The 23,116-nt window shown below is 40.9% G+C and carries 17 protein-coding genes and 1 pseudogene; 8 read left to right on the top strand and 10 right to left on the bottom strand.

The annotated features are described in order from the left end of the window. Window positions 1-157 precede the first annotated feature (157 nt). Entirely contained in the window at window positions 158-1,687 is a 1,530-nt protein-coding gene (locus LMH66_RS01165; protein WP_229367792.1) for a peptidoglycan DD-metalloendopeptidase family protein, read from the bottom strand. A gap of 125 nt (window positions 1,688-1,812) precedes the next feature. Here LMH66_RS01165 and tyrS point away from each other — a divergent pair, with 125 nt between their 5' ends. Further along, entirely contained in the window at window positions 1,813-3,012 is a 1,200-nt protein-coding gene (tyrS, locus tag LMH66_RS01160; RefSeq protein ID WP_102529718.1) for a tyrosine--tRNA ligase, read from the top strand. 163 nt (window positions 3,013-3,175) lie between these two features. Here tyrS and LMH66_RS01155 read toward each other — a convergent pair whose 3' ends face one another. From LMH66_RS01155 to gltB, 7 genes and pseudogenes are all read right to left on the bottom strand, one after another. Then, window positions 3,176-3,586: a nuclear transport factor 2 family protein gene (locus LMH66_RS01155; RefSeq protein ID WP_102529791.1), complete on the bottom strand. Its 411-nt coding sequence runs from the start codon at window positions 3,584-3,586 to the stop codon at window positions 3,176-3,178. 75 nt (window positions 3,587-3,661) lie between these two features. Next, the gene (locus tag LMH66_RS01150) at window positions 3,662-4,294 is read right to left on the bottom strand and encodes a trimeric intracellular cation channel family protein (RefSeq protein ID WP_198589622.1); all 633 of its coding nucleotides are present in this window, start codon (window positions 4,292-4,294) and stop codon (window positions 3,662-3,664) included. Between the two features lie 61 nt (window positions 4,295-4,355). Further along, a pseudogene (locus tag LMH66_RS01145) lies at window positions 4,356-4,727 on the bottom strand (DUF2721 domain-containing protein); the annotation flags it as partial. An 80-nt stretch (window positions 4,728-4,807) separates the two neighbouring features. After that, on the bottom strand, window positions 4,808-5,809 hold the full coding sequence (locus LMH66_RS01140) for a cobalamin biosynthesis protein CobD/CbiB (protein ID WP_133146666.1): 1,002 nt from the start codon (window positions 5,807-5,809) through the stop codon (window positions 4,808-4,810). A gap of 84 nt (window positions 5,810-5,893) precedes the next feature. After that, entirely contained in the window at window positions 5,894-6,586 is a 693-nt protein-coding gene (locus LMH66_RS01135) for a 5'-methylthioadenosine/adenosylhomocysteine nucleosidase (protein ID WP_229367789.1), read from the bottom strand. A 240-nt stretch (window positions 6,587-6,826) separates the two neighbouring features. Continuing rightward, the gene (locus LMH66_RS01130) at window positions 6,827-8,239 is read right to left on the bottom strand and encodes an FAD-dependent oxidoreductase (RefSeq protein WP_229367787.1); all 1,413 of its coding nucleotides are present in this window, start codon (window positions 8,237-8,239) and stop codon (window positions 6,827-6,829) included. A 5-nt stretch (window positions 8,240-8,244) separates the two neighbouring features. Then, window positions 8,245-12,693, bottom strand: a complete 4,449-nt coding sequence (gene gltB / locus LMH66_RS01125; protein ID WP_229368159.1) for a glutamate synthase large subunit — start codon at window positions 12,691-12,693, stop codon at window positions 8,245-8,247. 516 nt (window positions 12,694-13,209) lie between these two features. Here gltB and LMH66_RS01120 point away from each other — a divergent pair. From LMH66_RS01120 to oxyR, 3 genes are all read left to right on the top strand, one after another. Next, window positions 13,210-14,145 carry a TIGR01212 family radical SAM protein gene (locus LMH66_RS01120; RefSeq protein ID WP_229367785.1) on the top strand — a complete coding sequence of 312 codons (936 nt, stop codon included), beginning with the start codon at window positions 13,210-13,212 and terminating at the stop codon, window positions 14,143-14,145. A gap of 179 nt (window positions 14,146-14,324) precedes the next feature. Beyond that, the gene (locus LMH66_RS01115) at window positions 14,325-14,690 is read left to right on the top strand and encodes an Hpt domain-containing protein (RefSeq protein ID WP_102529712.1); all 366 of its coding nucleotides are present in this window, start codon (window positions 14,325-14,327) and stop codon (window positions 14,688-14,690) included. A gap of 154 nt (window positions 14,691-14,844) precedes the next feature. Further along, window positions 14,845-15,759, top strand: coding sequence for a hydrogen peroxide-inducible genes transcriptional activator OxyR (gene oxyR, locus LMH66_RS01110; RefSeq protein ID WP_102529711.1), 915 nt, complete (start codon window positions 14,845-14,847; stop codon window positions 15,757-15,759). A 126-nt stretch (window positions 15,760-15,885) separates the two neighbouring features. Here oxyR and LMH66_RS01105 read toward each other — a convergent pair whose 3' ends face one another. Both LMH66_RS01105 and mutH read right to left on the bottom strand, forming a co-directional pair. Next, the gene (locus LMH66_RS01105) at window positions 15,886-16,971 is read right to left on the bottom strand and encodes an adenylate/guanylate cyclase domain-containing protein (RefSeq protein ID WP_102529710.1); all 1,086 of its coding nucleotides are present in this window, start codon (window positions 16,969-16,971) and stop codon (window positions 15,886-15,888) included. Window positions 16,972-17,091: 120 nt separating this feature from the next. Next, entirely contained in the window at window positions 17,092-17,760 is a 669-nt protein-coding gene (mutH, locus tag LMH66_RS01100; protein WP_102529709.1) for a DNA mismatch repair endonuclease MutH, read from the bottom strand. A gap of 727 nt (window positions 17,761-18,487) precedes the next feature. On the opposite strand from mutH, the gene rppH reads away from it, so the two are divergent. From rppH to LMH66_RS01080, 4 genes are all read left to right on the top strand, one after another. Beyond that, complete coding sequence (rppH, locus tag LMH66_RS01095; RefSeq protein WP_102529708.1) at window positions 18,488-19,006, top strand: RNA pyrophosphohydrolase; 519 nt, start codon at window positions 18,488-18,490, stop codon at window positions 19,004-19,006. A 25-nt stretch (window positions 19,007-19,031) separates the two neighbouring features. Further along, window positions 19,032-21,266 carry a phosphoenolpyruvate--protein phosphotransferase gene (gene ptsP / locus LMH66_RS01090; protein ID WP_229367782.1) on the top strand — a complete coding sequence of 745 codons (2,235 nt, stop codon included), beginning with the start codon at window positions 19,032-19,034 and terminating at the stop codon, window positions 21,264-21,266. A gap of 30 nt (window positions 21,267-21,296) precedes the next feature. Then, window positions 21,297-22,100, top strand: a complete 804-nt coding sequence (locus LMH66_RS01085) for a sulfite exporter TauE/SafE family protein (RefSeq protein ID WP_102529706.1) — start codon at window positions 21,297-21,299, stop codon at window positions 22,098-22,100. Window positions 22,101-22,197: 97 nt separating this feature from the next. Next, a complete protein-coding gene (locus LMH66_RS01080; protein WP_102529705.1) occupies window positions 22,198-23,049 on the top strand; it encodes a thymidylate synthase in 852 nt (283 codons plus the stop codon). Window positions 23,050-23,116 lie beyond the last annotated feature (67 nt).

The following is a 23,116-nucleotide window of genomic DNA, read 5'->3' as shown; positions in this document are numbered from 1 at the left end:
GAACTGTACGGCAGGATTGTCTAATTATAACAGGTAAACTGATATGCTCATTGCGGTTAACAGTAGCCGCTAACGCTGGTGAGTCATAGTTGTAATAAATATAAGTGACTCCCACTCATTGCCTTAAATCAGGGCCCAAATAAGCGCCCACAATCAGCTATTCAAATGAGTTGTTTGTACTGGCGTAATGGCGCTGTTTATTTTGCTCGATTTTTGCCATAAGTTGTTTACTCAAAACCGCAAATTGGCTCTTCTCTTTTTTATCAATCGGTTGAGATTTGGGTAATTTAATCGTTCTTGGATTACGGTGTACGCCATTCACAATGAACTCGTAATGCAAATGAGCGCCAGTAACTCGGCCTGTTTTGCCCAACGTTCCGATAATCTGTCCTTGTTTAACCGTGTCACCGCGTTTAACTTTGCGTTTGTTTAAATGTAAGTACTTAGTGGTGTAGGTGTCATTATGCTTAATGAAGACATAGTTACCATTGTATTTATTGTAGCTGGCTTCAACGACTTTACCCCGGCCTGCCGCTTTAATGGGTGTACCTATCGCGGCAACATAATCCACGCCTCTATGGGCTCTGACTTGTCCTGTTACAGGGTGTAAACGTCTAGGGTTAAAGCTTGAGCTGACATATTTAAAATCAACTGGCGAGCGTAAAAAAGCTTTACGCATACTATTACCAGATTCTGAATAATATTCACCGTCGGTATAGCGCACTGCGGTATAACGCTCGCCTTGATTATAAAACTCCGCGGCTAAAATATTACCCGTCCCAATGAATTGGCCATCAACATATTCTTCTTCAAACATTAATGAGAAATGGTCATCTTTACGAATATCGAGTGCGAAATCGATGTCCCAGCCAAAGATATTAGCCAGTTGCATAATGTGGTTGGCAGACAAACCTGCTGTCGCTGCAGCATTCCAAAAATTACTACTGATATTGGCGGTGATAAATTTGTTCTCTAAGGTGATGGTTTTTACATTCACTTTTTCTTCAAATTCATCTTCATTTTTACTGATTAACAGGGTTGAAATCTTGTCCATTTGATAACTGATTTGCGTTATTTCATTCTGGGCATCTTTTGTGACTATGATTTCTTCGCCTGGCATGATCTTAAGTAAGTTCTTTTTCGATTTTGGCAGACGCGTTATTTGATAAACATCTCGTGGGCTTAAACCTGCACGATTGGCTAAGCCACCAAAAGTATCACCTTTAGACACTTTAAATGACTTGTGTGACAGTAGGTCGGCTTCGCGGTAAGGCACAGCATTTTCAACATCGTCATTATGGGATAATAAGTTATTATCAGAAGTCGATAATGGATCTAAGTTAGCAATAGGGCTGCTATCTTTTGACGGTGCGAGAGATTGTTGTTTTTGCGTCGATTGACTCGACGGAAGACTATTTTCGTTCGGGGGCGTTGGTGTTCTAAAAGCTAACGGCACAGAGTACTCAGATTGCTTATTTCTTGAGCTGGCTTCAGCGTTTTCATCATCGTTATCTTGCTGTAAGCCAAGACGGTCAGAAATATCGACAGTACCACCGGTAGTTTGCTTGGATGCTTTAGCGTCATCAGAGGGGAATAACACGATAATTACCGTGAAAATAACTAATAAACTGAGTGCTATTTGATGCACTTTTGGCAGTAATTTGAATAAAGTGATTAGCTTTGCCATCGACCTATGTACCAGTTTCTCTTTTTCGTTGTAATCCCCTTAGTGTACACACTTTCAATTAGCGTGGCTAACAAGTAATATAGGCCTCTTATTTTTTTATCAAAGCTGCAGGAGTAGGTGCCGAAATGGCTGATTTAGACCAAGTGTTAGCAGAAATTAAACGTGGTACCGACGAGATATTACTCGAGTCAGATCTGCTAGAAAAACTTAAAGAGGGACGTCCTTTAAGAATCAAACTAGGTGCAGATCCAACCGCTCCAGATATTCATTTAGGCCATACGGTCATTTTAAATAAGCTGCGTGCGTTTCAAGAGCTCGGTCACGAAGTGATTTTCTTGATTGGCGACTTCACCGGTATGGTCGGCGATCCAAGTGGTAAAAATAGCACCCGTCCACCGTTAACACGCGAAGATGTACTTGCTAACGCTGAAACCTATAAAGAGCAGGTTTTTAAAATTCTAGACCCCGCTAAAACGCGCATCGAATTTAACTCAAGTTGGTTAGAGCCATTAGGTGCAGCTGGGATGATCCGTTTAGGTTCAAAGCAAACTGTTGCTCGTATGATGGAGCGTGATGATTTTAAAAAGCGTTATGCATCAGGGCAGGCGATTGCCATTCACGAATTCATGTACCCACTGTTACAAGGCTATGATTCAGTAGCATTGAAAGCCGATGTAGAGTTAGGTGGAACGGATCAAAAGTTCAACTTGCTAATGGGCCGTGAGTTACAAAAAGCTGAAGGTCAAAAGCCGCAAACAGTGATCATGATGCCTTTATTAGTCGGCTTAGATGGCGTTAAGAAGATGTCTAAGTCAGCTCATAACTATATTGGTGTGAGTGAGCCTGCTAACGAAATGTTCGGTAAAATCATGTCTATTTCAGATGATCTAATGTGGAGCTACTTCGAGTTGCTTTCATTCCGTCCATTAGCTGAAATTGCCCAATTTAAAGAAGACATTGCTAACGGCCAAAACCCGCGTGATGTGAAAATTGCCCTGGCTAAAGAAATCATCGCAAGATTCCATGACCAAGAACAAGCTGAAGCAGCTCATCAAGAATTCATTAATCGTTTCCAGAAAGGGGCGATGCCTGATGATATTGAAGAAATGGACATTGCAGCTGGTGAAGAAGGTATAGCGATTGCTAACTTGCTTAAAAGTGCAGGTTTAGTGGGGTCAACTTCAGATGGCATGCGTATGGTTAAGCAAGGCGCTGTGAAGATGGATGGTGAAAAACTAGCTGATACACGTCAAGTGTTTGAAGCGGGTTTAACGGCTATCTTCCAAGTGGGTAAACGTAAGTTTGCTAAGATCACTTTGGTTTAAATCACTTTGGTATAAATCACTTTGGTTTAAATCGCATCATTAAACATCGATTGCGGTTAAATAAAAACGACTCATTTGAGTCGTTTTTTTGTTTGGGTACTGCTTATTACTTATGCTACTTTTGGGAGGCTTGTCGAATAGTGCTGACAAGTCTTAGGTCAATCTATTGAGTTTGCAGTTGATCCGACATGGTTTGGTAATCCATTAAATCGACTTGTTCAGTCATTCTGTCGGTATTCATATCAAATTTTAGAGTGGTTACACCCGGTATGGCGATTTCAATAATTTTACCCGGTTTACCAAATTGCTCACCAGGCCCGCGAAGATGATAGTTACCAATCATCACCACTAATGAACCTGTGTTAAACATGTGCTCAATATTGAACTTGTATTCGAGTACACCTTCATGGGCCCGTTCGAAAAAATCAATAATATGCCTACCACCTTTATAGGTGACATTGGCGGTTTTATCATAAAAAACACTATCACGGTTGTAAAAGCTTCTAAGCGCACGATAATCATGATCGGTTAGCGCTTGCATATACCGGACTGCCATTTGTTGCTCTTTAGGCATTTCACCCACAACAGCATGACTGGTTAAGCTATATAAACCACAAAAAATACCACATAACAAACCAACAATTCGCACTTAGGGCCTCTTACTTTTTAAATCAAATGCAGGCAACGACAAATGCCAACGTATTGCACTTAGGCGAATAATTAAGGTACTGAACATAGCAAAGAATAAGGCACTGGTCTTATCCATTCCTACTTCAATACTTAAGGTATAACAAATACCACCAACGATTGAGGCCGTTGCATAAATCTCTGTACGCAACACCATAGGAACTTGACGGCAGAGTAAATCACGAATAATACCGCCTCCAACACCCGTAATCAGTCCCATAATAACAGCTGACATACCAGATAACCCCATCATTAACGCCTTTTCTGCTCCGATGACTGTGAATAATGCTAGACCAAAAGCATCCGCAATGGGGAGAGTTAATTGGGGTAATTTGTGCGGTTTTCTGACTAATATAAAACAAGCCAACACGGTCGCTAGAATAACGATAACGTAATTAGGATCACTTATCCAAAATACCGGTGTCGCGCCAGTAAGGGCATCACGAATACTGCCGCCGCCAATAGCGGTAACCGAAGCAAGCACGATGACACCAAAAGGGTCCATGCGGTGTTTTCCTGCAGCGATGGCGCCTGAAAGCGCAAATACAGCAGTACCGCAAAGGTCAAAAAAGTAAATCCATTCAAAATTAATCATCAGATGGCTCTTGGGTATGTGACTTGCTTTCGTTAAGTGTATTTTTACAATGCTGCTGGCAGCTTAATTCTTTGATATGAATGTTGAGCGCATCGACAGATATTCTAATTTCTATAACCGATAAAATAAGTGAATACAGTAAAAAAAGTAAGCTGAGACCGAAAACAATCGAGCCTGTATGGAAAAAACCTAAATAGATAAATATCATGCTTACGACACAGATAGCAAAGCTGACAACCCCCGCTTCTTGCATCCTTCTAATGATGCTAATTCGTTGTCTGAGATTTTTAATTTGTTCGTTATCGACAGGTTTTCCCGAAGCACTTAAGTTTCTAATTAACGCCGCTAACGAAAAAAATCGGTTAGTGTAGGCCAGTAACAATAATGAAATGGCAGGGAATAATAAACCGGGGGTTGTTAACGATATTTGGATGTTATCTAACAAGACGTTTTGCCTCAAATGGAACGGGATAAATCATTTAGCTAAATATAATAACGCTTTTATAAATAAAATCACATTGCTTGTACCCATCTTAATCCAGTCCATAACATAGGAATGGCGATGGTAAAGGAAATCCAAAAAGTGACCGCCCATGAGGTTAAGCTAATGGCATTTTTGATATCACTGACCTCTGGCATTCTTGAAGGGTTGATTTTACTTACATCAACCCGCTGCTCTTGTTGGTTGAAGACAAACTTTTGCGGGCCGCCTAGTTCCACTTCTAAAATTCTACTGCCGATATATAAACTTGAATAACCGTATATACCACCAGTATGACTAGGCTGGTTTATTAGTGACGAGATATTTTTAAAACCGCCTTGAAGTACTAAAGTGAGGTTCCATAACATCGTTGGCACAGCATAAATAATTCGGTTGAAAAGATATATTGCTGCGCTAAAAAATCGGTACTGGGGGACATAGTTTGGCCAGCAATGCTCAAGTTGTTTAATGAGGTGCAGTAACAATACGAGTGGTGTGCCACCAATGGCATAAAATAATATAGTGGCGACGGTGCCATAGCTTGGCGAAATAAGTAGTCTTTCTATGGTGGCTTTTGCAATACCGATTTCTGATAACGAACGGGTTTGTTGCGCAAACCAAGGCGCTAAGTCTGCTTTAGCAGTAGCCTTTTGACCATGTTCAAGTGCGCTAATGACATCTTTCGCCACGGGTTTAAATCCAGCGTCGCTGATGCAGAAATACAACAGAATACAATCGAAAAACCAAGGGTAAGCTGCTAAGGAAAGAATAAAGTAAATCGTAAACCAGATTGGTACCACTAACAACATACTTGCCAGCAGACCCGCTGTTACTTGCTGCTTAGGGCTACGTTGTGGGTGATTGACTTTTTGGCTAAGTAAATTAGCCAACTGATGAAACAAAACAACCGGATGATACTTCCTAGAAATAGGCGCAACTCGTGAAATAAATAACGCCATAAATAGCACCAAGCAACTTTGTAGTAAGTTGCCATCTATTCGAATTAACTCTTCGTAAAAGGTGCTATCAATCAATTTAGTGTGACCATCCCATTGTTTTTACTGCACTGTGCATTCTGTTTGGAGCAAAGTAATGCGTTTAATCAGCCGATAACCGGATTATAGCTGTTTTAATAACGCAATGACCATGAGTGCAGAATAGTGACCAGCTTTAACAATGTAAGTATCAAAGTCGACTGCAGAGTCATTGTTGGCATTATCTGAAAGCGATCGGATAACCACAAAAGGAACCTCAAACTGGTGACATACTTGCGCAATTGCAGCAGCTTCCATTTCACAGGCCGCCATTGTAGGGAAGTTGTTCAACATGATTTTTGTACGCTCAGGATCGCAAATGAAGCTATCACCAGTAGCAATTAACCCTTCAATCACCTGTGCTTCACCTAAAGATGAAATCGCAGCTTTTGCAGCTTCAACTAGTTTTGCATCAGGGATGAAAGCAGCTGGCTGAGAAGCCATTTGACCGATTTCGTAACCAAAAGCGGTAACGTCGACATCGTGGTGACGTACTTCTGATGAAATCACAATGTCACCGATACTTAAGCTATCAACAAACCCGCCAGCTGAGCCAGTATTGATAACAGCGTCAACATTGAAGTTATTGATAACTAGCGTTGTTGCAATACTTGCAGCGACTTTACCAATGCCAGAACGTGTCACTACAACATCTTGACCTGATAATTGACCTTCAACAAATTCAATACCTGCAACGGTTGAATGTACAGGGTTAGTCATTGTTTCAATTAAGTGAGCAACTTCAGGTTCCATTGCACCGATGATAGCGATTTTCATAAACTGATTCTCATTTTTTTGTAAGCCAATTAGTTAATTATTGGCATTAATATAGCGAAGTAGAGCTGTTTGAATAAGGCCTAGCTGGCAAACAGACACTTAGCGGTAAATATGGCGGCTAATATAGCATAGATGGGGAAAGTAGAACTGGGAGCGATATAAATTTTATCGATAAAAAAAAGCGCATTTTTCAATGCGCTTTTATGACTTATTTAATAGCCTAAACCTATTCAGCTGAAGTTAGGCATCTTCAAAAGAGTTTAAAATCCCTTGTGCTGCATCACGGCCTTCAGCAATAGCGGTAACAACAAGGTCTGAACCGCGCACCATATCACCACCAGCAAACACTTTCGGGTTTGTCGTTTGAAATGGATTGTCATCAAACTTACTGGCTTTTACTAAACCCCATTCGTTGGTTTCAATGCCAAAGTCATTGAACCAAGCTGCTGGGCTTGCTTGGAAACCAAACGCAATGATGATGGCATCAGCTTCAAGAATTTGCTCACTTCCTGGAATCACTTCAGCTTTTTTACGGCCAGACTCATCCGCTTCACCCATTTGGGTTTCAACGCATTCAATCCCAGTTACAACACCATCTTGTTCTTTAATCGCTACAGGTTGGCGATTAAATAAGAAGTTAACCCCTTCTTCGCGTGCATTTTGCACTTCACGGCGAGAGCCGGGCATGTTGGCTTCATCACGACGGTATGCACAAGTGACATTTTTAGCGCCTTGTCTGACTGCTGTACGCACACAATCCATCGCAGTATCACCACCACCCAATACCACTACATTTTTGCCTTCAAGGCTTAAATATGGGTTGTCTGGACATTGTGTGCCCATCAATTCATGGGTATTACCAATCAAATATGGTAATGCTTGAATGACACCTTGACTGTCTTCACCGGGTAGACGCGCTTTCATTGCTGTGTATGTTCCCATACCTAAGAATACGGCATCGTATTCATCAAGCAGGGTTTTAAATGGGATGTCTTTACCAACAGTGACACCCATTTTAAATTCAATTCCCATTCCTTCGAGGACATTACGTCTGGTTTGCATAACGTCTTTATCAAGCTTGAATGAAGGAATACCGTATGTCAGTAAACCACCAATCTGTGGGTACTTATCATAAACCACGGCTTTGACACCATTTCGGCTAAGAATATCCGCACAACCTAAACCAGCTGGACCCGCACCAATAATTGCAACGCGCTCTTTACGAGGCGTTACCGTGCTCATGTCTGGTCGCCATCCTTGGCTAATAGCGGTATCAGTAATGTATTTTTCAACATTACCAATAGTAACTGCGCCAAAGTCGTCATTGAGGGTACAAGCACCTTCACAAAGACGGTCTTGTGGACAAACTCGGCCACAAATTTCTGGTAGCGTATTTGTCTCATGAACTAAATCAGCAGCTTCAAGGATACGACCCTGCTCTGCAAGCTTTAGCCAATTTGGAATATAATTGTGCAGTGGGCATTTCCACTCACAATAAGGGTTACCACAATCTAAACAGCGATCTGCTTGCTCTGCCACTTGTGGCTGAGAGAAAGGCTGATAAATTTCGATAAACTGTGTCGAACGCTCTTTGGCCGAGTGCTTAGTCGGATCTTTACGATCCACCTCGATAAATTGAAAATCATTACTCATTTAAATTACCCCGCCTTCACAGCTAATTCCGGGCTTTTTTGCTCAATTTTAAGCAAGTCGGCAACGGCAATATTCTTAGGCTTAACTAATACAAAACAGTCTAACCAGTTTTCAAAATCACTTAGGATCATCTTGGCATGTTCACTGCCAGTGGCTTCAACATGTGCTTCAATCAGCTCTTTAAGATGCTGTTGCTGAATTTTTGATTCTAATTTTTGCGTATCAACAAGTTCCGTATTTACGCGGCGACTAAAGTGATTAAATCTGTCAAAAATGTAAGCAAAGCCACCAGTCATACCTGCGCCAAAGTTCACACCTGTTTGGCCAAGTACAACAACAATACCGCCGGTCATGTATTCACAACCGTTATCACCCACACCTTCAACAACAGCGATAGCACCAGAGTTACGTACACCAAAACGTTCACCGGCTTGACCTGCAGCATATACGCGTCCACCCGTTGCACCGTATAAACAGGTATTACCCATAATGGCACTTTGTTCACTTTGGAAAGGGCTACCGACAGGTGGATTGATAACAATCTTACCGCCAGACATGCCTTTACCGACGTAATCGTTCGCATCGCCAACCAGATTCATCTCAAGACCTGGGCTGTTCCACACACCAAAGCTTTGACCTGCACTACCGTTGAACTGAAGCGAAATTGGCTCTTTAGCACCTTTGACACCGATATTGGTAGCAATGTAACCAGAAAGCGCAGCACCGATTGAGCGGTTAGTGTTATTAATTGCGTATTGCTTGCTGAACGCTTTGCCTTCAAGGATTGCTTGAGCAGCGTCAGTGACAATTTGTAAGTTAAGTTCACCTTTATCTGATGGTGGATTTAACTCTTTCCAGGTAATTGCGCTGCCTTCCGCTACTTTAGGCTGATATAAAATAGGCGCTAAATCTAACCCAAGTTGTTTGGCTGTTTGGCCTTCAAGGGCATAGAGCCAATCAGTGCGACCGACTAAGTCTTCAAATTTAGCCACACCAAGGCTTGCCATCCATTCACGGACTTCTTGTGCTACAAACTCAAAATAAGTAATCACTCGCTCAGGTAAACCATGGTAATGCTTATCACGTAAGTTTTTATCTTGAGTGGCTACACCGGTTGCACAGTTGTTTAAGTGACAAATACGTAAATATTTACACCCTAACGCAATCATAGGCACGGTACCAAAACCGAAGCTTTCTGCACCTAAAAGAGCAGCCTTAACAATGTCTAAGCCTGTTTTTAAACCGCCATCAACCTGTAAGCGAATTTTATGACGCAAGCCATTTTCAACCAATGATTGATGCACTTCTGCAAGACCTAATTCCCATGGAGAACCAGCATACTTAACTGAAGTGACTGGACTTGCGCCAGTACCACCGTCATAACCAGAAATGGTGATCATATCGGCATAGGCTTTTGCGACACCTGTAGCAATAGTCCCGACACCAGGCTCTGAAACGAGTTTCACCGACACGAGCGCTTTAGGGTTGATTTGTTTCAAATCGAAAATCAGCTGAGCTAAATCTTCAATTGAATAAATATCGTGGTGTGGCGGTGGCGAAATCAAGGTCACGCCAGGACGTGCATGACGTAAACCTGCAATTTCAACACTGACTTTATGACCTGGTAATTGACCACCTTCACCCGGCTTAGCACCTTGGGCTACTTTAATTTGCAATACGTCAGCATTAACTAAGTAATGAGCGGTAACACCAAAGCGGCCTGATGCAATCTGTTTAATGGCTGAATTGCGCTCGCTATTAAAGCGACTGGCATCTTCACCACCTTCACCAGAGTTTGAACGACCACCAATACGGTTCATCGCAACAGCAAGTGCTTCATGAGCTTCTGGGCTTAATGCACCGATACTCATTGCTGCACTATCGAAACGCGGGAATAGGTTTTCTGCTACTTCGACTTGTGACTCTTCAATGGCTTGGTTAGTCCCTTTAACGCCAATTAAATCACGTAATGTCGCAATAGGTCGGTCATCGACTAACGCGGCAAATTTCTTGTATTTTGGATAGTCTTGATCTTTAAGGCTCTGTTGTAGTGTATTGACTACATCAGGATTGAAGCTGTGATATTCACCACCTTCAACATACTTCAATAAACCACCTTGCGGTAATGGCATATGGGCACGATATGCAGCGGTATGAAGTTTCTTTTGATCGGCAGCTAGATGTTCAAAGCTCGCACCTTCGATACGGCTAATAACACCTTTAAAGCAAAGTTCAATCACATCTGATGATAGACCCACTGCTTCAAATTGTTGGCTACAACGGTAAGAACCAACGGTGCTGATGCCCATCTTAGACATGATCTTACGCAGGCCTTTTTCAATGCCTTGACGGAAGTTAAGCATCAAGATGCTGTCATCTTCTACTTGGTTTTTCTTCGCCATTGCCGAAATTGACTCGTAAGCTAAGTAAGGATAAATAGCCGTCGCGCCAAAGCCGAGTAAAACAGCAAAATGATGAGGATCACGTGCTGAAGCGGTTTCAACGATAATGTTAGTATCACAACGCAAACTTTTATCAACAAGACGTTGCTGCACCGCACCTACAGCCATAGCAGCAGGAATAACCTGAACATTTTTAGCGGTTGCGCGGTCTGATAAAATCAGTAGGGTTGTGCCACTTCTTGCTAAGCGTTCTGCATCATCAGTGATGCGCTCAATCGCTTGTTGTAAGTCTTCATGGGCGTCATAGTTAAGATCAACCGTGTTAGCACGATAATAAGTGCTATCTAAGCCAAGCAATTGGTTGAAGTCACTGAATAAAAGCACTGGCGACTCGAACATCACGCGATAAGCAACACCGGTAGTTTCACAAAATAGGTTTTGCTCTCGACCAACACAAGTGGTCAATGACATTACGTGTTTTTCACGTAACGGATCAATCGGCGGGTTAGTGACCTGAGCAAACTTTTGACGGAAGTAGTCATAAAGTGAACGGGATTTTTTAGACAATACAGCCATTGGGGTATCGTCACCCATAGAGCCTGTTGCTTCTTCACCTTTACTAGCGAGTACCCAAATAACTTGTTCAAGTTCTTCACGGCTGTAACCAAATTGTTTTTGGTATTGAAGTAATACATCAGCAGAGAAATTACTTGCACCTTGCTGAGCAGATTCAATTTGATTGGCTGGAACTAATGTACGGCTATTCTTAGCCATCCATTCTTTGTAAGGATGACGGCGCTTTAAATCGTTATCGATTTCGAATGACGAATATAGACGACCATTCATGGTATCTAAAACTAATAACTCGCCAGGGCCAACACGACCTTTCTCAACCACTTCATCTGCAGAGTAATCCCAAATGCCGACTTCTGAAGCCAGTGTTAGGATTCTGTCCTTGGTTATAACGTAACGAGAAGGGCGTAGACCGTTACGGTCGACAGCACAGGCAGCATGACGGCCATTACTCATTACAATGCCGGCAGGGCCGTCCCACGGCTCCATATGCATTGAGTTAAAGTCGTAGAATGCTTTCAACTCGTCATCCATTTCTGGATTACTTTGCCATGCTGGTGGGATCAACAAGCGCATAGCACGATAGAGGTCCATCCCGCCAGATAACAGCATTTCTAGCATGTTATCTAATGACGATGAATCTGAACCTGTTTCATTTACAAAAGGGGCTGCCTGTTGTAAGTCAGGTAAAAGTGGTGAATTAAACTTGTATGCACGAGCGCGTGCCCACTGACGATTACCTGTAATGGTATTAATTTCACCGTTATGAGCTAAAAATCTAAACGGTTGTGCTAAAGGCCATTTAGGCGATGTGTTAGTCGAAAAGCGTTGATGGAATAAGCAAATAGTACTTTTTAAACGAATATCAGCAAGGTCAGTATAAAACGAAGGCAAGTCCGCAGGCATCATTAAGCCTTTATAGACAATGACCTGACCCGATAAGCTGGCAACGTAAAAATCGTTGTCATCAACAATTTGTTGCTCAAGACGACGTCTCGCCATGTATAGACGGCGTTCTAAATCTTTTTCTCGCCAGCCGACTGGCGCATTAATCAGTACCTGATAAATTTGCGGTAAACTTTTACGGCCTATTTCACCAAGTACGTCTGGATTAACTGGGACCTTTCGCCAGCCTGCGACACTCAGCGTTTCACGTTGGAGTTCTTTTTCTAAAATTGCTTTTGATGTTTCTGCTTTTACTGGATCTTGACTTAGAAACAACATACCCACTGCAAACTTGCGGCTTAAATGCCAATCGTTTTCTGTTGCAACGGCTGCAAAAAAATCTTTAGGCATCGACATTAATAGTCCACAGCCATCACCTGTGCGGCCATCCGATGCAATACCGCCACGGTGTTTCATTCTGTCTAATCCGTGAATAGCGGTACGGACAATACGATGGCTAGCATCGCCATCCATTTGGGCTATTAAACCGAAACCACAATTGTCCCGCTCAAAGCTGGGATGATATAAGCTCATACAAAAACTCCCTAAACCTAACTTAATACGACTCGGATAATGCGGAGAAGTTCTCATAGATATGCACCCGAACCACCCAAATTAGCCCGATAATGAATAAAGGTCAAACTTAAATTACTCAACAAAATGAATTGTTATTGCAATTACAAATGTTAAAAAAAAGCTTGTTGACGTTAACGTAAACTGTGATTTTGTTTGTATAACCTTATGAATAAAAAGAATTTTAAAAGTCACTAAAAAGTTTTGTTACTTTTCGTTAACACTTGGGTCTAATTGATTTAGTTTTATAAATAGTGAATTTATTTTCAAGTACAGTGTTAATTAACTATTTGGTCAATTTGAATATAAATTCACTTGAGAATAATAAAATTGACACAGGGATATCTAAATTTGTGACCCAGAATTTTACCTGTGGATAAATTAATCAATTTATCTAACCATTTATTGATATAGCACCAAGTTTTAATCTCCTAAGCCGATTACTATCTGCCACTTTTTTGAGTTCGAGGACACATTGTGGGTTTAGATGATTACGTAAATACATTCGGCGCTGTGTGCAAAAAGCAATACGGTGGCAGGATCAGAAAACTTACAATTGATGCTAAATTCACCTGTCCAAATCGGGATGGTACATTAGGTAAAGGTGGCTGTACTTTTTGTAATGTTTCATCTTTTAGTTATGAGCAGGGAACAGAAGCCAGTATCTCAGATCAGCTTTCTCAAGGTAAGCAACGTTCGGTGCTTGCTAATGCCCCAGCTTCTACCTCTAAATATATAGCTTACTTTCAGGCTTACACAAGTACCTATGATGAATATCAGGTTTTAAAGCAGAAATATGATGAAGCAATAAAAGATGCAGACATCGTGGGGCTTCATATTGGGACACGCCCTGACTGCGTACCTGATGATATTCTTGATTTACTCGTGAGTTATCAAAATAAAGGCATCGAGGTTTGGTTAGAGTTAGGTTTACAGACTGCTAATGATGAAACATTGAAAAAGATAAATCGTGGCCATGATTTTTCTGCTTATCAAGATACTGTGAAACGGGCTCGAGAAAGAGGAATAAAAGTATGCGCTCATTTAATTTTGGGGTTACCGAGCGAAGATTATCAAGATTATTTAAATAGTTTACAGCAGGTTATCAGTACCGGTGTTGATGGCATCAAATTACATCCCTTGCATATAGTTGAAGGCAGTGTAATGGCCAAAACATGGCGCCATAAAGGAATGGCGTTACTGTCTCAAGAGGATTACGCCCATTATGCCAGTGAACTGATAAGAAATACCCCTAAAGAGATAATATTTCATCGTGTTACCGCCTATGCTAAGAAACCGATGTTACTGGCACCTGATTGGTGCGCATTTAGATGGGATGGCCTGGTATCAATTGTCAAAAATTTAGCTGAAAATGGTGGTCAAGGCCATTATGTTCCTTCCGTAACAGTTTAAAAAGTAACCGTATTGCATATTTCTTAGTGTTTTATATGGGGTGATTTTAAATATTTGTTAATTTTTTGTAGTTTTTTATCTAAAAATAGACTTGAAAAGCGTGGAATTGTTGCATAGGCAATTATTGCGAGTATTATAAATTCCAATTTTACAGTTATGAATTTGAAAGAGGTGCCACAATGGCCACAGTTCAGCTAGAGTCTATCTTGGATCTCAATACTTTAGAGCAATATTGTAGTGCTATTGGTGCAGGTACTTTATTAAAAAGCGTCGTATTATTTGAGCAATTAATGCCTGAGTATGTGGGCAGCTTAGTAAAAGCCAATGAAGTAAATGATAAAGATACTTTGTGTGCAGAAGCGCATAAATTTAAAGGTGCTGCTGGTTCAGTAGGTTTAAAGCGTATTCAACAATTTGCACAACTTTTACAGCACGGTGAAGAATCAAGCTGGGAAACTGAGCATAACGCTTGGTTAGCTGAGATTGTTAAGCATGCAAGTGCTGATCTACAGCAATTAAAAGAATTTCTTGAAGCAAAAGCTTAATCGTTTTTGTTGAGTTAAAAGTCCCGTAAGGGACTTTTTTTTGGACATTTTTTAGTAAATGTTCATTATGAGTCGTTGATCGTGTACTGAAGATTGTTATTTCAGGTGAGTTAATTCATTATTTAAATGAAATCTTAATAGGGTAATCGATTAAATGAAAAACCTGCCAAGTCTTAAAAACTTATTTTATCTGGTTAACTTGCATCAAGAACAAAACTTCAATCGTGCTGCTAAGTCTTGTTTTGTAAGTCAATCGACTTTATCAAGTGGCATTCAAAATCTTGAAGAGCAATTGGGTTATCAACTGATAGAGCGGGATCATAAATCATTTATGTTCACTGCCATTGGTGAGGAAGTGGTAGAAAGAGCACGTAAGCTACTTACTGATGTCGATGACCTTGTTGAGTTAGTTAAAAATCAAGGTGAGCCAATGACGGGAGAGATCCGACTGGGTTGTATTCCGACGATTGCGCCATTTCTTCTGAGTCGAGTGGTCAAGCAATGCCAGCAAGATTACCCCCAACTGAGCTTATTATTAAAAGAAGACACCACTGAAAGCTTATTGGATTCATTGGGTAAAGGTGAGCTGGACTTACTAATTTTAGCTTTACCTGTTGATACAACTGGTTTTCATAGCATGAAAGTAGGGATAGACCCCTTTAAAATGGTGGTACATGAAGAGCTTTCTGATGGCATTATGACCCCTATTGATTACCAGAAAATGCCAGACGAAAGTATTTTCTTATTGCAAAGTGAGCATTGTATTACCGGCCATGCCATCACGGCTTGTCAGTTAGGTAATAGTGCTAAAATCAACCCATTTGCAGCAACTAGCTTGCACACGTTAGTGCAGATGGTCGACAGTAAACTAGGCACCACATTTTTACCGCAAATGGCGATTGATGCCGGTATTTTGAATGATACTGAACTGAATATCATGAACCCACCGGGTGAGGCACCTTACCGTGATATTGGCTTGGTATGGCGTCAAACAACCAGTCGCATCAGTACATTTAGAACATTAGGCTTAATGCTAGAATCACTGTTAAGTGATAAAAAGAATGATTAATTGAAATCTCTGTGACTAGAAATTATTAAGCCTTGAAGCATTGTTTCAAGGCTTTTTTTATGTGGAAAATGAAAAATGCTTGGTAGTTCGAGGAGTTACATAGGCTAAGTAACTCTTTACATAGAATTAAGCTGGAGGTGGGACTTTTTTAGGTGTGACACCGTACACTTCAATCTCGTGTTGCTTGCCTTTGAGTTTCATTGCACCAAGATCGGCTAAATCAAATTGACTATCATGCCTTGCAAGTCGGTGAGCAACTTCACCTGAAATCAACATGCGTTGACCGAGCGGATTACACTGATCTTGCAGTCTAGCAAGTGTGTTAAGCACGTCACTAAAGAAGCTAATTTCTTGTTTTTGTACACCCACAACGGCAGCAACAACTTGTCCACAATGGGCCGCAGCTTTGAACTTAGGGACAAAGCCGTAATGCTCTTCAAAATAAGGTCGGTGCCAATTAAGTTGCTGGCTGAACTCATAATAAATGTTCATACAGCGATCTTCTTTAATGCCTTCTTCAAGTGGCCAATGGATTAATACTGCATCGCCCATATAGCGATATATCTCAGCATCATTATTGGTTACGGTATCCGCTAACATGCTAAAGCTATCTTGGATTAATCGACTGAATCGATAATCGCCTAATGTTTCTGCATGGGACGTAGAAGAAACCATATCGACAAAGAGAAATAATCGATGTTCGTATCGGGGTTGGTGATACTTACCTAAACCAATATTCAGTAATACGCGAGGGCCGACTAACAGCGCCATTTGTTCAACAAATGCTAGGCCTACTCTAACAGCCACTAAGTAGATGACTAAGGCTTGAAAAGAGGGGCTGTATAAAATGTGCGCTGTGAGCATTTGCCGTAAAGTGACAAGATGGTTCTCAATAGCCCACATATTCAAAAACTGTGTCACATAAGCTAATGTCATTGCACCAAGCAACAAAAATAACCCTTTGAATATCACAGAGAAAATATAGGGGAGGCGACTGATTGCACTGAAATCAGCAATGAGATTAGACATCCAATGTAAACAACCAAAAACAAAGCCCATGAAAATAGCCAGAGTCGCGAGATCTGATTTTCCTATGGCCCATTGTGGCAGTTCGGGAGCTTGTGAATATCGAAAAAATACAAATGCGCCCATGGCTGCACACCATGCAACTATTGCAAATAGTAGTTTTCTCGTCTGTCGACGTGCTTTCACTGGTTTATATCTAATCCGTTGATATTTGAAGACAGGCTAGTTTATAGAAAATTCCCATACTTGTCATAGTGGTATTTCAATTAGTTTTGATTTCTTTTTTTATGTTGGCTTTATGTGATCTTAGTTGAAGGCGTTTGTTAGTATTTGGTGGGTGAAGTTGATCTTTAAATAGAAGCCACGAGGATTTGAGAGCTTTACTGTGCCATCTTCGGCAATTGATTCTGTTAATGCTTTGCTATTGGCAGCTTTTGGACGCAATTGTAATACCTCTCCATGGCGAGCCGTTACCTTGTCAACTTTACCCATGGCAATTAATTCCATTATTTCTTCCCAGTCTTGCTGTAGCGCATGTGCTTCATTCGCATTAGGTCGCCATAATACAGGTGAACCAATTCTTCTTTCCCCTACAGGAATGCTTCTGTCACCTTCTACAGGGATCCACAATACTTGGCTTAACTTATGACAAACAACACTTTGTTCCCAAGTCAGACCCTGGATATTCGTTAGTGGGGCTACGGTCACGTAAGTTGTTTCAATGGGGCGTCCATTATTATCGATAGGAATGGTTTTTAGCTCTACACCCAAGTGTAAAAAGTCTTGCTGGGGTTTAGATCCCGCTGTTGCGCCTAATTCCATTTCTATTAATTGTCCAATCCAACCCTTATCACGTTTAAGGTTAGCGGGTACTGGGGTGTTATGCTCCATGGCAACATCGCCTAACGTTACCCCTGCCATATCGTTTGCTCTTTGCATTAACTCTTCAATGGTATTGGGCTGGCTATTCATCATAAAGCGTCTTTTAGATTGAAAATAATGGATGATGAAGTGTACTTGTTTATCTATTTATTCGCAGCATTTGTATGTGGTTAAAAAACGCTCACACTGTTTAGTGAGAGTTATTCACTAAGAACGATTTTAATAATAATATGAAAATTAACAGTTTTTTTTGAGATTGGTTAGTTTTTTTAACCATAAGCTAAAGTTACTCTCGTTTTGCACTAACCTTTCACACATAGTTATCCACAGATTTGATGAATAACTTTATTAAAAGCATGCTTAGCGGATATAAAATTGTTCGTCAATGGCAGAAAATCGCTTTATTTTATTATTTTTAAAATATTGTTCTTGTTTTTTGTGTATAACTTAAAACGCTATGGAAACTATAAATGGCAAACACGTCAACTGGTTAAATATTGTTCTTTTTGCTTTGTGGAGTTATAGTTTACTAATGCCTTCTTGTTTAAGTTTATGAAATTAAAGGTTTAAATTGTTCGTTTGTCTTTGGTTTTTTAATTTATTTTCCTCGTTTAATTTACTTCAATTACACTTGTTTCAGAGTTTCGAACAGAGATATCCACAGATTTTGTGGATAATGTCGGGTTAACATGCCTTCATCTGTTGATAAAAGAATAAAACTGAGCGATTTATCCAAAGACGCGGTGTAAATCCTTGTTTGCCCGTAGGCAAGCTTTGTGAAACAATCTAGTCATTAATTTGTAGTGTAATTGGAGTCCATGTGATTGATAGCGACGGCTTTCGCGCAAATGTGGGCATTATTATCTGTAACAAATATGGTCAAGTTATGTGGGCCAGACGGTTTGGACAACATTCATGGCAATTTCCTCAAGGTGGCGTAGATGATGGTGAAAGCCCAGAAGAAGCTATGTATCGAGAATTGTATGAAGAAGTGGGTCTGAAACCTGAAAATGTGCAAATTTTAACGTCAACACGTTCATGGTTAAGATATCGTTTACCAAAAAGATTGATCAGACAGGAAAGCAAACCTGTGTGTATTGGCCAAAAACAAAAGTGGTATTTATTACAGCTCAAAGATAGCGATGACAGTATTAATCTCAACTCATGTGGTCATCCTGAGTTTGATGACTGGCGTTGGGTGAGTTATTGGTACCCTGTAAGGCAAGTAGTTTCTTTCAAACGTGATGTTTATCGTAAAGTAATGAAAGAGTTTGCTTTCACCACATTGGCATTTCAAGGGCGTGAGCCTAGCCGAAAAAGAGGTCGACATCGCAGCTAATTAGCGTTTAAAGAGGGCAAGGAAAGTGTTAAACACGCTCAGGGATATCACTCAAGCTGTTGCAGGAGCCAGCAGCCTTGAATCAGCATTAAATGTGTTAGTGTCGCAAACTAAGTTAGCGATGCAAACACAATGCTGCTCAATCTATATTCTTGAGCAACAACATCTTGTGCTTTCTGCAACCGATGGACTTGCTAGTGCAGCCATCAATAGTGTAAAAATGCCTTTATCTGAAGGATTAGTTGGCTTAGCTGCTGAAAAGGAAGAAGCGGTTAATCTTGCCGATGCAAAGTCTCATCATCGTTTTAAATTTTTCCCAGAAGTTGAGGAAGAAGAGTATCGTGCTTTTCTTGCTGTGCCGATCATTTTTCAAAAGCAAGTCGTCGGGGTTATCGTGGTGCAACAGCCACAGCCAAGACAATTTAGTGAAAATGAAGAAGCTTTTTTAATGACACTTGCCGCGCAACTAGCCGTTGTGGTGCGCAGCTTAAAAAATAAAGCGGCTATCAGTAACGTTCAGCAGCAAGTTGTGTTTAAAGGCACAAGCGCATCTAAGGGCATTGCAATCGCAGATGCGTTTGTTTTAGGTGGCGAAATCTCGCTAGTTCAAGATGAGCGTAAATCTTCTGATACTGAAAAAGAGTTACAAAGATTAAAGACCGCGATGCAGCGCTGTAGTGACATTATTAGCACATTGTCTCAACGTTTTGATCGCGAAAAAGTAGACGATATCGCTTCGATATTTTCAGCTTTGCAACTACTACTCAATGAAGCAAGTTTAGGTGGCGAATACTTACGTGAAGTAGAACAAGGCTGGCAAGCAGAGTCTGCAGTAAGCCGTGTGTCAATGCGTTATATTGAGCAATTCATGGCAATGGAAGATCCTTACCTTAAGGAAAGAGCCAGTGATATCCGTGAATTAGGCCAAAAGGTACTTCGCCAACTTATTGAGCCTGATAAATTAGACCTAGCCCCTGCAAAACCCGTTATTTTAGTCGCTAAAGAAGTCGATGCCACGTTATTGGCTGAGTTTCCGCGTGGAAAACTCGCAGGTATTGTGACCGAACTTGGCGGCGTGAACGCCCATGCAGCAATTCTTGCTCGCGCTTTGGGTGTTCCCGCAATTGTGGGTGCTGATCAAGTACTAGCTGCTAACATTGATGATAAAAAACTCGTTTTAAATGCCAACAGTGGCCAGCTGTTGGTCGATCCATCAGATGCAGTGCTTCACGAGTATTACACGCTCATTTCAGAAAACCAGGCGCAGCAACGTCAGTTCTCTGCTGAGTTATCTTTACCAGCACAAACACTCGATGGTCACCGTATACAGTTGTATCTAAATGCAGGTTTATTAAGTGGCTTGAGTACTGATATGGCAGAAGGGGCTGATGGCATTGGGCTGTACCGTACTGAAATTCCTTTTATGTTGCATCAGCGCTTTCCAAGTGAAGTAGAACAGGTGCATGTCTATAAACAGGTTTTGTCAGCTGCTCGCGATAGACCTGTCGTCATGCGTACTCTTGATGTTGGCGGCGATAAACCGTTACCATATTTCCCGATTAATGAAGATAATCCATTTTTGGGTTGGCGCGGCATTCGATTATCTTTAGATCACCCAGAATTGTTTTTAATGCAATTGCGCGCAATGCTAACCGCTAATGCAGATTCTGCACAGTTGAAAATCTTACTGCCAATGGTCAGTAATCTAGATGAAATTGATCGTACTTTACTGTATCTAGAGCAGGCTTTTAGTGAGATTACTGAAGAATTAAATAGAAGTATTCCTAAGCCTAAAATCGGCGTCATGTTAGAAGTCCCTTCATTATTATTCCAATTAGAAGATGTTGCCAAGCGTGTCGATTTTGTGTCTGTGGGCAGTAATGATTTAACCCAATATTTACTTGCAGTAGATAGAAATAATCCCAGTGTTAGCCCTTTGTTTGATAGTTTTCATCCTGGGGTATTAAGAGCGTTAAAATGGACGATTACCGATTGTAATCGCTATCGTTTAGATGCCAGTATTTGTGGCGAATTAGCTGGAGAGCCCATGGGCGCTTTGCTATTAGTTGCAATGGGATACCAAAAGTTGAGTATGAACCAAGGCAGTATCGCAAGGATCAACTACTTACTAAGACGAATTGATAAGCAGTCTCTTGAACTTTTATTAGATAAAGCACTGACTTTATCTAATGGAGAACAGGTACGCCTCTTACTCAACGAATACCTTAATGAACACGATTTAATATCAATCTTGCATTAAGTTCTGCTTTTACACGGATAAGGTTTTACTGTGGACAATATTTTATTGGTTTTTTCTATATGCCTAGTACTTGGCGGCTTCGTAGGTTTTATGGCTGGGTTACTGGGGATCGGTGGCGGCTTAATTATTGTCCCAGCACTTATATATCTCTTGCCATGGGTCGGTGTTGAATCAAGCCAACTCACCCATGTAGCTATTGCGACTTCACTCGCTTCGATCATTTTAACCTCGCTTTCTTCTGCTGTTGCGCATAATAAAAGAGGCAATGTGCCTTGGACGCTGTTTAAACCTATGTTGCCAGGTATATTAATTGGCGCACTAGCTTCAGGTTTTATCTCTGAACAAATTGCTTCTGATGATCTGCAACGTGCTTTTGCCGTGTTTGTAGTGTTAATGGCAATACAAATGGCATTTCCCTTTAAACCTAAAGCGAATAAACAAACACCGAAGTTTGTGGTGCTATTTTTAGTTTCCACATTAATAGCCATCATTGCTGGGTTAATGGGAATTGGTGGCGGTGTTTTACTGGTACCTTTTTTAACTTTTTGTGGTTTGCAAATGCGGCAAGCGGTTGGATTTTCATCTGTGACAGGTTGTTTGATTGCAATATCAGGTACAACAGGCTACATCATCGCCGGTATGAAGGTTACTGATTTGCCTGAAGGGACATTTGGCTTTATTTATCTTCCCGCATTGGCAGGGATTATTATCAGTTCAATGTTAATCGCGCCATTGGGTGTTAAAGCTGCAAGTACTTGGCCTACACCAATTTTAAAGCGAGTTTTTGCCGGGCTTTTGATGATTGTTGGAATAAAAATGGCTTTATCGGTGTAGATTTATTGGTATCATTGTTTTTTGCCGACAGTCCCTATGTGAACGTCACTTTTGACATTTGTTGGTGGGTTGAACCTTATAATAATAGGAATGAAGAATGCGTCAGTATTTAGATCTTTGTCAGAACATCGTCGATAACGGTCATTGGATTGAAAACGAACGAACAGGGAAGCGCTGTTTAACCGTGATTAATGCTGATTTGCAATATGACGTCAAGAATAACCAATTTCCTATTATTACAACTCGAAAAAGTTATTGGAAGTCTGCAATTGCAGAGCTAATTGGCTATATCAGAGGTTATGATAGTGCCGCTGATTTTCGTGCTTTAGGAACCAAAACTTGGGACATGAATTCGAATGATAATCAGAGTTGGCTAGCTAACCCACATCGTAAAGGGGAAGACGATATGGGTCGTGTGTATGGCGTTCAAGGCCGTCGCTGGCAGAAAACCTCTGGTGGTACTGTTGATCAACTAGCTAAAATCGTTGATAACTTATCTAAAGGTGTGGATGACCGTGGTGAAATTATCACATTCTATAACCCTGGTGAATTTGATATGGGCTGTTTGCGTCCATGCATGCACACTCACACCTTTTCATTATTAGGCGACACGCTTTATTTAACCAGCTACCAGCGTTCTTGTGATGTGCCGCTTGGACTCAACTTTAATCAAATTCAAGTTTATACCTTTCTTGCGTTGATGGCGCAGATTACTGGCAATAAGCCTGGAATGGCTTATCACAAAATTATCAATGCTCATATCTATGAAGACCAATTAGACTTAATGAAAAATGAGCAATTGACGCGTGAACCTTTCCCGTCACCACAACTTAAGATTAATCCTAAGATTAAAACCCTGAAAGATCTTGAAACTTGGGTAACAATGGATGATTTTGAAGTGGTGGGCTATCAACACCATGAAGCGATAAAATATCCCTTCTCAGTATAGTTAGCGAAATGCTTCCATAGCCAAAAATTAAATATCTAAGACTGATGAACTCATTTTAAATGGGTTC

Origin of the sequence: Shewanella sp. 10N.7 (assembly GCF_020806285.1) — a bacterium.
GTDB lineage: Bacteria > Pseudomonadota > Gammaproteobacteria > Enterobacterales > Shewanellaceae > Shewanella > Shewanella electrodiphila.
Note: the sequence above shows the minus strand (reverse complement) of the source record. Positions and strands in the feature narration are given on the sequence as shown.